This is a genomic window from Porphyromonas sp. COT-108 OH1349 (assembly GCF_000768755.1).
In the GTDB taxonomy this organism is placed as follows: domain Bacteria; phylum Bacteroidota; class Bacteroidia; order Bacteroidales; family Porphyromonadaceae; genus Porphyromonas_A; species Porphyromonas_A canoris.
Genome location: NZ_JRAH01000036.1, coordinates 1 through 15,999, shown reverse-complemented (window position 1 = coordinate 15,999; position 15,999 = coordinate 1). Strand labels below are relative to the sequence as shown.

At 39.2% G+C, this 15,999-nt stretch carries 13 protein-coding genes and 3 pseudogenes; 13 read left to right on the top strand and 3 right to left on the bottom strand.

What is annotated here, in order from left to right:
- Positions 1-367 precede the first annotated feature (367 nt).
- Positions 368-1,621 (top strand): site-specific integrase, encoded by a 1,254-nt coding sequence (locus JT26_RS09575; RefSeq protein ID WP_036849270.1) that lies wholly within the window; start codon positions 368-370, stop codon positions 1,619-1,621.
- A 10-nt stretch (positions 1,622-1,631) separates the two neighbouring features.
- Complete coding sequence (locus JT26_RS09570; protein WP_036849268.1) at positions 1,632-2,921, top strand: site-specific integrase; 1,290 nt, start codon at positions 1,632-1,634, stop codon at positions 2,919-2,921.
- A gap of 478 nt (positions 2,922-3,399) precedes the next feature.
- On the opposite strand, the gene JT26_RS10705 is transcribed toward JT26_RS09570, so the two are convergent.
- The gene (locus tag JT26_RS10705; protein WP_152567023.1) at positions 3,400-3,579 is read right to left on the bottom strand and encodes a hypothetical protein; all 180 of its coding nucleotides are present in this window, start codon (positions 3,577-3,579) and stop codon (positions 3,400-3,402) included.
- On the opposite strand from JT26_RS10705, the gene JT26_RS09565 reads away from it, so the two are divergent.
- The 9 genes and pseudogenes from JT26_RS09565 (at position 3,566) to JT26_RS09525 (ending at position 11,918) form a co-directional block, all read left to right on the top strand.
- Positions 3,566-3,835 carry a helix-turn-helix domain-containing protein gene (locus JT26_RS09565; protein ID WP_036849266.1) on the top strand — a complete coding sequence of 90 codons (270 nt, stop codon included), beginning with the start codon at positions 3,566-3,568 and terminating at the stop codon, positions 3,833-3,835. The genes JT26_RS10705 and JT26_RS09565 overlap by 14 nt on opposite strands.
- A gap of 7 nt (positions 3,836-3,842) precedes the next feature.
- Complete coding sequence (locus JT26_RS09560; RefSeq protein WP_036849264.1) at positions 3,843-4,148, top strand: helix-turn-helix domain-containing protein; 306 nt, start codon at positions 3,843-3,845, stop codon at positions 4,146-4,148.
- Position 4,149: 1 nt separating this feature from the next.
- Positions 4,150-4,635: a DUF3408 domain-containing protein gene (locus JT26_RS09555; RefSeq protein ID WP_036849262.1), complete on the top strand. Its 486-nt coding sequence runs from the start codon at positions 4,150-4,152 to the stop codon at positions 4,633-4,635.
- Positions 4,620-4,826 (top strand): hypothetical protein, encoded by a 207-nt coding sequence (locus JT26_RS09550; RefSeq protein WP_036849260.1) that lies wholly within the window; start codon positions 4,620-4,622, stop codon positions 4,824-4,826. The genes JT26_RS09555 and JT26_RS09550 overlap by 16 nt, the downstream gene beginning before the upstream one ends.
- A gap of 25 nt (positions 4,827-4,851) precedes the next feature.
- A pseudogene (locus tag JT26_RS11055) lies at positions 4,852-5,222 on the top strand (hypothetical protein); the annotation flags it as partial.
- 488 nt (positions 5,223-5,710) lie between these two features.
- Positions 5,711-6,730, top strand: a complete 1,020-nt coding sequence (locus JT26_RS09540; protein ID WP_160217658.1) for a beta-1,6-N-acetylglucosaminyltransferase — start codon at positions 5,711-5,713, stop codon at positions 6,728-6,730.
- Positions 6,717-8,501, top strand: a complete 1,785-nt coding sequence (locus JT26_RS09535; protein WP_036849256.1) for a hypothetical protein — start codon at positions 6,717-6,719, stop codon at positions 8,499-8,501. The genes JT26_RS09540 and JT26_RS09535 overlap by 14 nt, the downstream gene beginning before the upstream one ends.
- On the top strand, positions 8,498-10,483 hold the full coding sequence (locus tag JT26_RS09530) for a response regulator (protein WP_036849254.1): 1,986 nt from the start codon (positions 8,498-8,500) through the stop codon (positions 10,481-10,483). Before JT26_RS09535 ends, JT26_RS09530 begins: the two co-directional genes overlap by 4 nt.
- Positions 10,461-11,918 carry a deoxyguanosinetriphosphate triphosphohydrolase family protein gene (locus JT26_RS09525; RefSeq protein WP_036849252.1) on the top strand — a complete coding sequence of 486 codons (1,458 nt, stop codon included), beginning with the start codon at positions 10,461-10,463 and terminating at the stop codon, positions 11,916-11,918. The genes JT26_RS09530 and JT26_RS09525 overlap by 23 nt, the downstream gene beginning before the upstream one ends.
- Before the next feature lie 4 nt (positions 11,919-11,922).
- On the opposite strand, the gene JT26_RS09520 is transcribed toward JT26_RS09525, so the two are convergent.
- Positions 11,923-13,080: a hypothetical protein gene (locus JT26_RS09520; RefSeq protein WP_036849249.1), complete on the bottom strand. Its 1,158-nt coding sequence runs from the start codon at positions 13,078-13,080 to the stop codon at positions 11,923-11,925.
- Between JT26_RS09520 and JT26_RS09515 the strand changes: the two genes are divergently transcribed.
- The gene (locus tag JT26_RS09515; RefSeq protein ID WP_052110508.1) at positions 13,079-13,720 is read left to right on the top strand and encodes a polysaccharide deacetylase family protein; all 642 of its coding nucleotides are present in this window, start codon (positions 13,079-13,081) and stop codon (positions 13,718-13,720) included. The two genes, JT26_RS09520 and JT26_RS09515, sit on opposite strands and share 2 nt — an antisense overlap.
- Positions 13,721-13,861: 141 nt before the next feature.
- On the opposite strand, the pseudogene JT26_RS09510 reads toward JT26_RS09515, so the two are convergent.
- A pseudogene (locus JT26_RS09510) lies at positions 13,862-14,947 on the bottom strand (IS4 family transposase).
- 295 nt (positions 14,948-15,242) lie between these two features.
- On the opposite strand from JT26_RS09510, the pseudogene JT26_RS11170 reads away from it, so the two are divergent.
- Positions 15,243-15,999: pseudogene (locus tag JT26_RS11170) on the top strand (hypothetical protein); the annotation flags it as partial.

Sequence of the window (15,999 nt, the reverse complement as noted above, 5' to 3'; positions counted from 1 at the left end):
GTGGACTATGAGTTCTCTGTTACCAATGAAATCGTGCAGAAGGAGCGTTTCCGCTATTTTATCAAAGTGCCTGAGTTGGCGGCGTTCTACGCTCAAATATGGGAGTTAGGAGTAAGGGGAAGCGAGAAAAGGTTATCTGCTTGATTAACAGCATTTCTTTCGGTTTGGTGCATTGGCTTGCACCACGAAAAAAGGCAAAAAAGAGCAGTTGAAAGAGCGAGTTCAATTACCAAATCGTTCCCTTTTAGGGGCTTCGGAAGAGGTAAGCAAAAAGTGGTAACTAAAACGGTATTTTCTCTCTTGTTTTCAATGTTTTGCGTAGCGACAACTATCCCTTAGAGGTCTAACTTTGTAAACAAAAACGACAATGAAAGAAAAGACATTGAAGCTACTCTTTTACCTCAAGCGAGGCACACAGAGTAAGGAAGGTAAAAGTCCGATTATGGCTCGCCTCAGTGTGGGGCGAACAATGGTGCAATTCAGTTGCAAAATTGCTTGCTCTCCCCAGCTATGGGATAGCCGTAAGAGCAGACTCGTGGGCAAAAGTGCCGAAGCTGTATCTGTAAACGCAGAACTCGACCGCTTACAACTCGCTGTACATCGAGCCTTTGAACATTTGCAGAGGAAGCAAGGGGAAACGGTAACAGCTGAGGAGGTTAAAAACACTCTCTTTGGCTTAAACAGCGATAGCCAAGGGTTGCTCTATCATTTGGAGGGCTATTTGGCACGCTTTCGAGAGCGTGTGGGCATAGACCGCAGTGAACGCAGGTATAAGTGTATCTTGCTATTTCGCAAGCATTTCGAGGCTTTCATCAAACACCGCTATCGAGTAGGCGACCTGCCTGTTCAGAAAGTTGGTAGAGCCTTGGTTGAAGACTTTGAGGTTTATCTCTCCAGAGAGAAAGCTTTCAAACTCAATACCACGGCTGGCTACCTCTCTATGCTGGCTTCGCTACTGAAAGACCTATACAAACGGCATATCATCGACACTTATCCCTTCTTGGGCTATTCTATCCGCTGGGATGTCGGTTCGCCACGCTACATTACCAAGGAGGAGCTCTTGCGTATTATCGCCTTAGATGAAACGCAATTAGGAGATTATGAGTTAGTGTCAAGAGATATGTTTGTCTTTGCTTGCTATACAGGCTTATCGTACACGGATATTTACCACCTTACGGCTGAACATCTTGTCGAGGAGGGCGGTATGACTTGGATACGCAAGCCTCGCATCAAGACAGGCAATGTGTGCCACATCCCCCTCTTGCCCGAGGCTGCTGCCATCATCGAGCAGTACCGAGGCATTCACACCCGAGCCTTTCGCCACGAACCTCCCAAGGGCTATCTTCTGCCCATTCCTGGCTGTGATACGGTCAATATCCATCTGAAGAAGATTGCGAAGCTGTGCAAAATCAATAAATGCCTCACCTTCCATATGGCTCGCCACACCTTTGCCTCTCAGATGACCCTCTCCGAAGGGGTATCTATCGAAAGCGTGTCAAAGATGCTGGGGCATAGTCAAATCAAGACTACGCAAGTCTATGCCGAGACCTCGCCCGAACGTGTGTTTCGGGATGTAGAGCGTATCCTCCCCGAGATTGCCCACTATCGTTTAACCAACTAAAAGCAAGACAATGAAAAGTACATTCTCAGTTTTATTCTTTATCGACCGTAGCAAGGCGAATGAGAAGGGGCTATGTCTTATCCGTTGTCGCATTTCCTGTAATGGCAAGACTGCTTCGTTCTCTACCAAGCAACAAACAGCTCCCGAAGATTGGAACATTCAGAGGGCAAGAATAAGATCCAGTTCTCCCACGGCTCAAGGTATCAACAACGCACTGAATGCTATCGAGCAAGGATTGAATGCACTCTACGAACGCATTCTTAGAGAAGAGCAATACATCACAGCCGAGTACCTCAAGGAGCAATTTCTTCGCAAGGAAAAGCCTCAGCAGTCCATCTTAGAGCTATATCAAACGGTCTGCGAGGCTAAGAGGGCTTATGAGGGTAAATCTCTCAGTAAAGCCACCATAAAAGTCTTTCGGGATAGTTACAAGAGCTTTGCTCGCTTTTTGGCTTCGAGGGGGCGAAGCGGATGTATGCCTTACGAAGTGAACAAGGGGCTGATAGAGGATTATCGGCTCTATATGCTCCGAGACTTAGGCAATAAGGTAAGCTCTGTTGCCAACCGCCTCAGACACCTGCACCAAGTTATTCGCAGAGCTTTGATGGAGGGCGTCGTGAGAGAAGACCCTTTTGACCTCATCGACATAGACACCCCTGCCTACGAACGCAACTCGCTCAGCGGTGACGAACTACGAAAACTTTTGGCTTATCGTCCGCACCGCTCTGTGGATAATCATATCAGACTGATATTCCTCTTGGGCTGTTTCACTGGCTTGGCTTTCTCTGACCTCAAGAAATTGCGGATGGAGGACATCTATACCCTCAGCGATGGACGCAGATACATCTCGCTCTACCGCACCAAGACGCAGAATTGTTGTATCGTGCCACTGCTACCCATTGCCGAGGAGATTCTCGCCTTTGTAGGGCAAGGACGCTCGGAGGGGCTATACTTCCGAGAGTTCCCTGTAAACAGCCACTTCAATCGCAAAATCCGTGAGCTACTCATCAAGGCTGGATGCTCGCCCCACACAGAGGCGAGTTCGCACACCGCACGGCATACCTTTGCCACAACCATCTGTTTGGAGAACGGCTTGCCGATTGAAACGGTAAGTAAGATGTTAGGGCATCGCTTTATCAGTACCACAGAGCTATATGCTAAGGTCAGCAAGCAGAAAATCGCCAAGGAGATGCTGCCTCTGATGGGTAGCGAGCAGACGCAGACGCTTCGCAAGGCTCTGCGAGTTTGCCCACCACGCAAGCGAGCCACAGCCAGCGAAGCCGAGCCGTCCACCGCCTAAGGTCGTCTTCATTTCGGGCAAAGGTACAAGGGCGGTCTGTTTGCCCATCAAGGTCAAGTCCTGCGGAGGGAGGGAAGAATCTCCACCGCAGGACTTTTCTGTATTCTAGCGGTCGTATTCATTCCCTCCCACCTTGCTCGGCAAGACCACCCTTCGTGGAGAAAAGCCCGAACGAATACGAGATACTCAGGCTCTTTGGACGCAAGCAAGGCTTAAAGCTATCTATCGCTATGGCTATTGTTTGAGAGATAGCTCAAACAATAGTGCTGGCTATCGCCAAAGCAATCGTACTACCTACCGCTCAAACAGCCTATCAAACTCTCGATAAATCGAACGTTCGATTTATCGATTTATCGAAATGTCGAATTCTCGAGATGTCGATATATCGATTTCTCGACCAATCGACATCTCAAACGAGCCATTTTCGCCCATAGGAACGAGCCGACTCCTCATCTCATTACCGCAAGTAAGCCCTTTTTCAGCCTGCCCCTTTGCCTGCCTTTTCCCTCGTTTTCCTTGCTCCTCCTGAAGCTCTTGAGAGCTGCACTCTTAGCCCTAATTTTGCCACCAAAAGAAGAGGCAGGCGAGAGCGGTTGCATTCGCCTGCTCCATAAGACGAACGCAATTTAACACCGAAAAACGCAATGAAAATTATCATCGTAGACGGCAAAGCGTGGGAACAGCTTCATTTCTCCTTTGCCGACTTTATCCACCGCATTGAGCAACTCATCGGCAATCCTCCCGAAACAGAAGAGTGGCTCGACAACGAAGCCGTATGCCGTAGGCTCAACATCAGCAAGCGAACCTTACAGACGCTGAGGGACACGGGCAAAATCCCCTTTTCAATGGTCGGACACAAGTGCTACTACAAAGCCAGTGACATCGCAGGAGCTATGAACGCACAAACAGAATGAATGCACTATGGCAGAGACTGAAATCATTACAAGCGAAAGCCCTCAAATGCAACTGTTTACGCAGATGATGGAGGGTGTATTAGCCAAGCTGGAGCGTTATTGTGCTTCGGCTCGCCCGATGTTAGGCGGTGAGGTATTCCTTAATGGCGAGGAGGTATGCGAGCTACTCAAACTTAGCACACGCACGCTCCAAGAGTATCGCAGCAACGGCACATTAGCCTATTACAAGATAGGAGGTAAGATACTCTACACGCAGAGCGACATCCAAGCAATGCTCGAAAGGCATTATAACCCCATTCTAACAAAGAGATAGTATGACACAAGAAGAGAAAGATAAAATCCTCAGCGAGGGTTTGAAACGGCTGGGGAACTATGGAATAAACCCGAATAGGTCTAAACTCGCCTTTGACTATGATGAAGACGATGATGAGAATGGTATGCCTAACTTTAGCAAGAAGTTTGCTCCACTACCTCAAAATCCGCCATCGAAGCCTAAGCCCCAGCACCAAGCCCAGCCGAGTAAAGCCCCGACACCACCTAAAGTCGAAGAGCCTACCTTCAAGCAAGGCTTAGCTCAAAAAAGGGAACGACTCGCCCAATTTCAAGAGAAGTACCTCCAGCCCCAACGCATCATCCACCGCAAAGCGGTCTATGTGTCCGAAGAAACGCTCAAGAGCTTAGACTTTGTCGTTCGCAGAATAGGCGAACGTGGGGCGACAATCTCGGGCTATGTGGAGCGAATACTCAGAGAGCATCTCGAGCAGTACAAAGAGGATGTAGAAGTATGGAGGAAACTCTGATGCCTTGCGTGCTTAGCACTCAAAGCCCATCTGAATACCTGCACTCAATGGATGCAAGAGTTCAGATAAGCGATATACCGAGTTTTTTCGGTAGCAAGGTGTGTCTTTGTCCGACAAACTTCGTTTCTGCCGACAAAGACCCTTGCCCCAATGAGGGTATCAATCACTTCAAAGTCGTCATAACAGAATAACAAAAAAGATGAAACAGAACGTGCTAGATGGCACATCAGAATACCCAATCCTGAAAACCAGCAGACGCTCATTGAGCTATGCCGAAAGTCGGGCGCAAAAACGAAAAGTGACTACCTAAGAGGACGGCTACTAAACCAACCCTTTAAGGTTAGCACAGAGGATGCTAATGCTGGGCAGTACCTCACAAAGAACTTGACAACATTGTCGCCCTAATGAGACATATTGGAGTTCTTTACAGCGAAGCGGTCAAGATACTTAACAGCCACCATACTATTGCTACTGCCCAAAGAATGCTCTGCAAATTTGAGACTTACTCCGCTACTTTAATCAGATTACAAGAGCAAGCAAGAAGACTGCCCCTTGCTTATCAGGGAAATCCACAAGAGTTTTTTTAACTCTTCCGATATGTCCCATTATATGAGAGAAACTCTATGGGTGAGGATATGTTGACTATAGGTAATTCATTTACCCTCCGAGCCGATTTTTGGGATAACATTGAAAAAGACTATATGAAAGGAGATAAAAGAAAATACTATCAAACTTTTTTTACCTTTGTACGCAACAGTAGAGTAAACCAAAGACATTTAATCTCTTCATTAGATGTACATCTTGTTATTTTACGGATAGATGTCAACATAAAAACAGATATTTAGAATCAAGGTGTTGCGCAAATAAGATTGCCAGCACTTATTTAGAAAGAAGACAAAACTTATTCTAAAGAGATATGCAATGTTGGATATTATCATCAAAATTTATTTCTGGTGTGAGGAGATGTAATTTATTTCTAACAAATCATACAGCAACAAAAAGAAGTATTAATTGTCTCAGGATTAAAGAAAGAACTTAGATACACCTTCCCTATGTATTAAAAATGCGTAAACAAATGAAGAGGTTTAAAATTGCTTATATTATTTTGGCTCATAATCAGCCCAACTTGCTAAAACGACTAATTTCTCAGTTGAATGTAGAGGGAAGCACAATATTTATTGTTCATTGGGACAGAAAAAAAAAGATCAAGGAGCTAGAGTCTCTCAAATGTATAACAAGTAATATTTACTTAGTAGAAGAGCGTGTCGATGGTGTATGGGGAGGGATTTCTCTTGTAAAAGCAACCCTAAATGCAATAAAAGAAATGTTGAGATTAGAGTTTTCTTTTGATTATGCAGTCTTGCTTAGTGGTCAAGATTATCCTGTGAAGGATAATCAATTTATCTTTGATTTCTTTCAATATTCAGAGGGAAATCTATACATGGAGATTTTCAACCAGTTTAATTGCACAAAGGAGTGGCAAAAGATTGTCTTTTCGGATAGACTTGGTTGCTATAATCTGATTTTGGAGACCGATTGGTATCGGTTAAGGGAGGATAAGCAAAGGGAGAGCTTGGAAAAAAGAGTTATCAGCAAGCAAGGAGACAATAGTCAATGGAAGCTTATTTTCGATGATGACATCGTGCGAAGACTAAAACATAAATTTAGAGGATGTAGTTTTCCTCGACAATTACCACCTGCAACAATTGAGGGAAAGGAAACAAAGTTAATCGCTTGGGGCGGTTCACAGTGGTGGGCTTTACCGTATGATGCAGTGAATTACATTGATAATTTTGTTAAAGAGAATCCTCAATATTACGACTTTCACAAATTTACATTTATTCCAGATGAAATTTTTTTTCAAACGATTATTATGAATAACCCCGAGTTTAGTCGCAGAGTTATTAATCATCGATTGAAGTATTTGGATTGGAGTAGAGATATAAAACCAATGGTGTTTAATGATGAGTATCTTAATTATTTTACATCTATTTGCCTAAATCCATTTTTCTTATTTGCCCGAAAATTTGAGACAGAAACAAGTAATAATATTCTTAATCAAATAGATACTCTATTGAATAATGAAAAATATTAAGGACCTCATCTCTCAGCATGTTTTTGAATATAACATATTGGCAGAAACAACTGAAGTCGTTACATATCCAGCGGATAGTATTATTTTTAATCCGCTACGTTTTGATTTAATGGTAAAGGTACTTTATGTTGAGAATTATTTACGAGGAACTCTTAACAAATGGATTTGTAGGCTTTACGAGGAACATATACGATATTTTAACAATTTCAGAGAGGATAATTTTCCCAATAAAAACAATGGAAAAGATTTTAGGGAATCATTTGAAAAATTGATTGAGCTTTTCTCGAAAAAAAATATTCCAAAGTCTCTCATTACTATACCAATTGACAAAACTTTTTGCCCTATAGATGGGGCTCATAGGTTAGCTATTGCTAGTGTGAAAAAAATGAGTGTTAACTCTGTTCTTCTAGATAAGAAGTTCCCATTAACATGGTATGCTTTTGACTATCGTTTTTTTCGTAGCAAAGGAATGCCTACAGAAATGATGGATTATGTTGCGTTGGAATATGCTAAACGTTTTTCTAAATCCTACACGATTTGCCTATTTCCAGCCTGTAAAGATCGGTATGATGAGATTGATAGTCTGATTCGAGATAGAGTCAGTGTTTATTATGATAAGGACTTCTATTTGAACGTGACTGGTCAATTGAATTTTATGTTAACCCTATACCGTAAGGAAGATTGGCTGGGAAATTTTAACAATTGTTTCAAGGGGGCTCGCTGGAAAGCAGGACAATGTTTTTCAAAAGAAGGATTTGTTAGAGTTTATTTGGTTGTAAGTGAAAGTCTCGAAGAAATAATCTCCTTAAAGAAGGATATAAGAACGCTATGTGGAATAGGGAACCACTCTGTACACTCCACAGATACTTATGATACCACTTGTGAATTGTCGTCAATTGCCTTTAATCAGAATACAGTTGATTTTATAAATACTGCTCAAGTTACTAGATTTCCAAACTTTCTTCATCAGATTTCCCTTTACAGGCAATATATTCAGCTTAGCAACATTAGTCCTGATAATTTTTGTATTGATGGTAGTGCAATATTGGCTGTATGTAATTTGCGAGATTGTTATGATTTAGACTTTCTATTTAATGGAAATGAGAGATCGTTAACACCTTTACCACAAAGGGTTGATTGCCATAATCGTTATATGATTGAGTGTGGATTTGATAGATTGTTGAATCTTACAATTTCAGATATCATTACATCACCAGAATTGTATTTTTATTATGATGGATACAAGGTGATGATTCCAGAATTAATTGATGTAATAAAAAAACATAGGGGTGAACCTAAAGATTTAAGAGATGTGGAATTGCTCGCAGTCTATATAGCGAATAAAAACGAAAATAAGAATCCTGCAAGATCCATTATTGATCCAGATTGGTATAGTAATCTAGACACACTTCTAAGAAGGAAAATAATCGATTTCGATTTAAAAAACATATCATTAAATGCAAGGTTATTTATCCCTCATGCATACCAGAATATTATAACCGAATGGGCAGAAAGTTATAATATCCCTTTCTCTATCAGCGACTTTTTCTATACCTTCGAAGCTTTTCAAGGGCTAAAACCTGCAGATGAAAAGTCCTTTTGGATTTTTTTTGGAGAACTTTTGCAGAGAGTTATAGTTAACGATAAAACCGCTTTGCTTTTCACTGCAAGGATATGCTATTGTCTTGCCGCGACCAATTTTCTCTTAATACCTACGAACCATACATTTTTGCTAAACGAATTAACACAAAAAATAGAGCGTTTAAAATGATAAGATTTTTATATATCAGTTCCAGAGTAAACTTTGTAGAAAGTTTAATTAGACAACAAGAATTATCAGAACAGACTGAAATCATTCATATCAACACTAGCGAGAAGAGTATTGCTGATGTAATTAATGAGTTAAAAAGTAATTCTCAACAATTTGAGTCATATATCATTGAATTAGAAAGTGTCTTTAAGGATGAAAAAATATTAGGAGAAAGCCCTGGTATAGAATTGATAAAGCATATTCTTCTTACCGAATCCCTAAGAGAGAAGCGCAGTAGAAAAATAATCGCCTTATCGTTCTTTAATCTTCACTATTTGATAAAGCAGAATCCAGATAATATAATTCTGAATGCACCTAGCATCTCTCTGATAGACCTCGTTCTCTCTCCAAGAATAATGCTAGATAGCATACTCAAAGCATACGCTTCTTATGAAATCGACTTTCTTAAAGAGGAAGAAGACTTTGAGAAAAATTTACTTAACTATATAGTGATAACAGAGGATGAAAGAGCTAAGCATGACTATCATGCAGAGAATTTTTTTGGCTTGCAAAGACTTTATAGAGAGTTTTACTATTTAAAAGAACACGAGAATTATCCACGTAATTACGAAGAACGATTAAAGTACTTACTGGAAAAGGAACCCTTATTTGCGACTGACAGTAATATTCTGCTTCACAAAAAGTTGATGTTAAAACATAAAATAAAAGCTCTCCGATTAGAACAGGTTATAGAATCTCAAGACATCAAACTCCTCCTTATTGATAACAAAGAATATTGGGCGGGATTTTTTCAACAGATTTTTGGCGATAGTAATGTTACAGCTTTTACTAGATTTAATAAGGATTCAAATATCTCCAATCAGAGTGTTTGGGAATTTATTTCAGAGTATAAGAAATCTATTCAAAAAAGCTGCGATAGCCTATTAGGTGTTTTTTCCAAAAACATTCAAAAATGTCACGGAGATGAATATATTGACGAAGATAAAAGAGAGAAAAAATTCAATTTCGTCTTTTTAGACATTAGGCTGCTAGAATCGGATTCTCTTAATAAAAATTACAATGATCTGTCGGGCATTAAGCTTTTAAAAAAGATTAGAAGTATAAATAGTTTATTGCCAGTTTGTGTCTTCACAACCTCTGAGGATCCTATTTCTATCCGTTATGCTTTTAAATATGGTTGCAGTGCCTATTTCAATAAAGGAAAGGATTCCCTTTTTTCTCTGTATGGTTTAATACACTCCAATATGACCGATTGGCTGTATAATAAAGCAATAGGAGAGTTGCTATTCATATTAGGGGATAAAGAGATAAAAGTGCCTAAACTTACGCGTAAATCTTCCAGTCGTATTAGGTATCATGAAAAAGAAGAGTATGAGTTGTATATTGAAGAAATTACGGAAGCGGAAAGGAATACTTTGATTGGACGGATTGATGAAGTTTTACATAAAATCCAGAAAAACAATATGGATAATGGGTTAAGAGTAGAAGGTGAAAACTCAAAAGTATTCGCAGAAATAGCAGAAATTCTGTGTGAATCATTAGGCTTTTCTTGGGAAAAAGGCTGTTCCTTTGACTTTTCATATCAGTTTATATTACAGAGAATTGAGCATGATTTTAAGGATAAAGGGGAGGCGAACAAGAATGTTTCCAAGAGGAGTATTCGTTTTAATAATATAGAGGTTGATTTTATTAGTCATGAACTACTGTATAATGTTTATAAGCCTTTTCTAGTAAGAATTGAATCTATTGTAAAGGATGGGATGCTAGTATCTCCTTGTGATATTTTGGGAAATCGATGTTATTATGTTGAAAAATCTCAGGTGGAAAAGGTTTATGTAGGCAAGCTTGAAAATATAGGTTTAAAAAAAGGAGGATATTTTACAGCAATTAAAAGAAAAAATAATTATATACGAAAAAATAATTATCAGCAGCGCTATAAGTGTGAAATAATAGATTTTTATGAACCTAATAATTCAAAATAAAATGGGATTGTATAGCAAACGAGATTATGAGAGACAGTACTACGACTTGCCTGAAGTGATAAATGAGTATGAAACACCATTTGAGTCGGATGTCTCTCGTCTCTTATTGTCAGCAAGTTTTCGTCGTCTGGTAGGCAAGACTCAACTCTTTCCGAGTTCTGAATCTGATTTCTTTAGAAATAGACTTACTCACTCGTTAGAAGTTGAACACATAGCACAGCTCATAGGAAGAAAAATACAAAAGGATACGAACCATTACTTCAAGATAAATCCTTTTGTACTGAGATTTGCTTGTTACGCACATGATTTGGGGCATCCTCCTTTTGGGCATAGTGGGGAGAAAAAGCTTAATGAGTTAATGAAAGAGAGTGGAGGCTTTGAAGGTAATGCTCAAACTCTCAGAATACTAACTTGCTTAGAGAAAGGATTATGTAATATCATTAATAATAATATTAGAGCAACAAGGAGAAGTGGGCTCAACATTACATTTCGCTCCTTAGCCTCTATTATTAAATACAACTACCCTTTAGGTTCAAATAAAAAAGGTTATTATGAAACAGAGAAAGAGCTAGTAGAAAAAATAAATCAAACATTAGGAATAGGTGAAGGCGAACGGACTATAGAATGTACTATAATGGATTTAGCAGATGATATTTCTAATGCAGTGCATGATTTGGAAGATAGTTTAAAAGGGAATTTTATAAATCTGTTCGATCTATTTTTGCCTAATACAGAGATTCTAGACGATATAATAAGGCAAATTAATAACGATGAAAAATATGATAATGAAATAACGCGAGAGACGATATATGAAGCCCTAAAAAGAATCTTTCAAAGTACGTCTCTGTTAAAGGATAGTGAAGAAGATGTCATTTCTCAATTGAGTGATATGTATAAACAAGCCCAGAAAATAAGCAATGATGGCTTTGAAAGAAGTAAATTTATCAAGTCGCTCATAAATAAGTTTATCGATGGAATTTCGTTGGTATTAAACGAAAAAAATTATTCTTTGAGTGTAGTAAAATTTGAGGAAGATACAGAACTGGAAATTTTGGTTTTAAAAAAGTTTCACCGAATTTATCAGCATCAGAGTTCTCAAAGCGAAGTAACCTCTTATAGAGGAGGGTATATGATTGAGCAAATCTTCAAAGCAATTGAGGCTAATCATAAATTACTCCCTAGGGATTTTTGTAAAGAATACGAGCTCTTGGAAAAGGGAAAAGTGGAATTTAACAGAAGTCAAAAAATACTCATTTGTGACTCTTTGGGAGAAAAAGAGTACGAAGAGCTTGAGGCGAAAAAAAATGAAATTAACAAAAAACAGAAAAGACTTATTTGTGACTTTATCTCTGGGATGACAGATAGTTACTGCGTTGAGTTTTATGGGAAGCTTTTCTCTGAAAATCCTAAATCTTATTTTAAACCCATAAATTAAATCACTAGTCTACTCCACCCCATTTTTTTATTCCATTAACAAGAATATTTGTAATAGGAGAAGGTTCTGATATGTCTATACTTGAAACGAATTCCTGTGCTAAATCGTAATTGTCAGAAAGAGAAGTAATTTTTTTTCCCTCTACTATGTCTGCAATCTTAGAAGTTGCATCAGTGTTAACTATTTCAAATTGAGCTTGTAACATTAATTTTTGGAATGCCTCTGTATCTAGCAATATTTTTAGTCTCTGCAAGTGTAGAGAGTTGAACTCTGGTAGATATAACCCTACACCCATGCTAGATAGATTGCGTGCTGCTTCTATTTCCCAGGGCAAGTAAGTTGGAGTAAAGATGGGGATACATCCACATGAAATGGCTTCTATAACAGATGAACCACTTGCTTTTGTGAAAACAAATTTTGCCTTTCTATAGAACTCCTCCATAACGGAGGTATAACTAAAGGCATTGATTGATGGGTAATGTAGTTGAAGATAATGTAGCAGTTTTTTGTTTTTTCCACAAGCTACGGAGATGTCATAAGAGTGATGTAATTGTTGTAAAAAAACAATTGTATCAGTAATTCCTCCCAATCCATCAGAACCATTCATTATTAATATTTCCTTTTTTTTTGCATTGGAGGATTTTGGAGTTGTACTATGTTTATATTTACTATTTATGGGTATTCCTGTAAGGATCATCTTTTTCATTGTGTCTGCATCAATTTCTCTTTTTGCAAATAATCCTGTGTGGTAATTAATCCTATCGTGGATAAATACAGGAAATTCTGAAAAATTTGTATGAACATCAATAATTATCTTTGAATTATCATTTTCCAAAAAATCAGCTAGCACATATGAAGTGTAAGGATGAGTTGAAACAAGAACATCATAATCAGATATTAACTCTAAAATCTTTTCCTTGGGAAGCATGTGGCATAAGGCTTTCAACGTTTGATCTTGCCCAAACATTGAAGGATAAAAACTTATTTTTTTTTTCAATGCATATTGGGAAAAAGCAAAGAAATTCTGAAGGTTTTTATTGTTGATATGCCAAAAAGTTTCTACTTTCGCAGAGAGAGATCTGCTTGAGAATTCTTCATATAATGATGTCGAAATAGAGTAGTGCCCATTAGGGAAGTAGCCATACAATATTAGTATCTTCATGAGTGTAGAACGATTTTTTAAACCCAACGAGTATTATTTTGACTATTATACCAAAATAGGGGGAATTTGTAGATTCCCAAATGCAACAAAAAAAATATTCCTGACCTTTGATGATGGCCCAGACGACTTACTACCTTTCATAAGTAAGCAACTTGATTCTTATAATGCAAAAGCAACATTCTTCGTCATCGGAGCAAAGGTAGAAAAAAAACCACATTTAGTAGAGATGCTATTTGAAAGTAATCATACAATCGCTAACCACACTTACAATCATGAGAATGGGCACAATACTCCAATGCGAACTTACACCGATAGTGTGCTACAATGTAATGATCTTCTATTACCTTTTTTTTTAGGGAATCCCCCCCTATTTCGCCCCCCTCATGGGAGAATAACAGAAGAACAGGCAATCCTCATTGCAAAAACAAATAAAATTATTTTATGGGATAACTTGACTTATGATTTTGATAGGACATTTAGACAAGAAATGTGTCTAAAATATGCAATTGACAATACGCAGGATGGCTCCATTGTCGTCTTTCATGACAATCCAATTGCTAAAAAAAATCTTGTTTATGCGCTACCTAGATATCTAGAATATTTTGTAACAAAAGGATACTCCTTCGAAACTATAAAGTAATACCCTTGATACATTATCATCAAACAAGACAAATGTTTTTATAGCATAAGACCATGTTATCCTAAACAAATTAGAAGTTAGGCGTAACCCATTGATTTATATAGCCCAACGAAAAATAAGAATCTTAATCCCCCCTTGCCCCTAATTGTTGTCATCTGGAGGCAGTGTGAAGGGTTGGTTAAGCCACTTTTCAAGATCAATTTTGGCAAAAGTGTTCAGCCTTAACGACACGACAAGGTTTGCCAGCCCCCATTTGTAATGAGCAGTGTGCTCTAGCCAACAGAGTAGCAACATTGTTGTTAGGGCAGTCCATATCTGCGTCTCCACAGCATTGCGAGAAGTCCAAATAAAGCTCTTTATACGTAGTAATTTTTGAGATTACGGAAGAAAATTCGATTTGCCATCACGACTTGTGGAGCTCTGCGACGGTTGATGCAGCTAATTGCATATTGTTAGTGAGCAATTGAAGCGTAAACTCGTGTTCCTCTTTCCATATTGCAATGCATCGAAGTCTTTTTGGGTATTTCAAACTCGTCTTGGCTCCGTTGAGTTCAATAATTCATCTATTAGTACATTTTGAGCTGCGTGTTGGAGTAGGTCTAGTCTCGGATAGCCCCATAAAGAAGATTGTCCCGATGGCGAGCTACGAAAAGTATATGCTTGCTATCCCAATCATTCAATAGTTCGAAATTACAGTAACCCCTATTCGCCACCACTACTGAATAAGGGGCTATTGGTATTTCAAAAAAGGCTTTCTCGTCCGTACACTTTCCTGTTCTAATGGTCACGAATTCAGAAAGAAGAGTTTCATAATCGAGCAGTGTATGCATCTTAATGGTGTCCTTTGTTGTGGTGTAGTGTGCCCAATCGTAAAGAGACAGCGTCAAGGTCACCATTGAGGAGCCAAGCAGTTTTATGGACACCTTGAAATGGAATTTGCGACGTTACCACAAGCTCTGCTGTCCAAAATGTTGAAAAGTGGCATAGTAGATGTCTCTGAACACCTGACTATTTCTGTGAGCATTCTGGTAAGCGATGGTAGATTTAGAAGGGCACGAGCTATGTCTAAGTGGTTCAGATTGCCGTTGGCAGAATTAAGACCATTGGAAATGTCTCTTACAGAGTCGCAGTTTGAGAATTGTCTGTACCTTACTCTCGAATAATCTTTCTAATCTTTTCTTTTGGTAGTTTACCGATGGCTTGTGCAAAGAGTGTTATATTTGTTATAAAGGAGGTGGAGGAGTTGGGCTCTCTTCACTAAGGTAACATTTTGTCCCTTAGCTCTGCTTCCTTTTTTAATAACTATCAAAATATCTAGGGCAATATTGGAAACAATTTCCTTTTGTTTCAAGTGTTTTTCGTTGTGAAATCAGTACCTTCGTACGTAAGGAGCAAGGGATATTTGTAAAGGTGCAAAATCAAGAAGTAAGAAGCACCTCGCTCGTTTCTTATACGTTCCCCTTCTCCGAGTAGATACATTGCTATCTACTCAATATCAAAATATTAACTCTCCTCAATCCGATTTTATGCGGAAATCACCGATTATCGAACGGCAAAGGACATCGGCATAGACCGCCCCGAAAAGAATGAGATTATGCACAACATACCACCTACACCCGAACAGGAGGAATTCATTGCCAAGTTGGTGGAATTTGCCAAGACAGGTAATGCGGAATTATTGGGACGAGAGAAACTCTCCGATAGAGAGGAGAAAGCCAAGATGCTTATNTTCATTGCCAAGTTGGTGGAATTTGCCAAGACAGGTAATGCGGAATTATTGGGACGAGAGAAACTCTCCGATAGAGAGGAGAAAGCCAAGATGCTTATCGCAACGGACATGGCTCGAAAGATGAGCTTAGATTTGAGACTTATTGATCCTAACAAGTACGGAGATCATGTGGACAACAAAGCCTCCCACTGTGCTGCCAAGATTGCGGAGTATTACCACAAGTTTGAGGAACAGAAAGGAACGCAATTTGTATTCAGTGATCTAGGCACCTACAAGCCGGGCGAATGGAATCCCTATTCCGAAATCAAGCGCAAGTTGGTGGAAGATCACNCAGAAAGGAACGCAATTTGTATTCAGTGATCTAGGCACCTACAAGCCGGGCGAATGGAATCCCTATTCCGAAATCAAGCGCAAGTTGGTGGAAGATCACGGCATACCCGCTCAGGAGATACGCTTCATTCAGGAAGCCAAGACTGACAAGGCAAGAAAGACGCTCATCGCAGGCATGAATGAAGGTTCAATCCGAGTATTGTTCGGCTCTACTTCAATG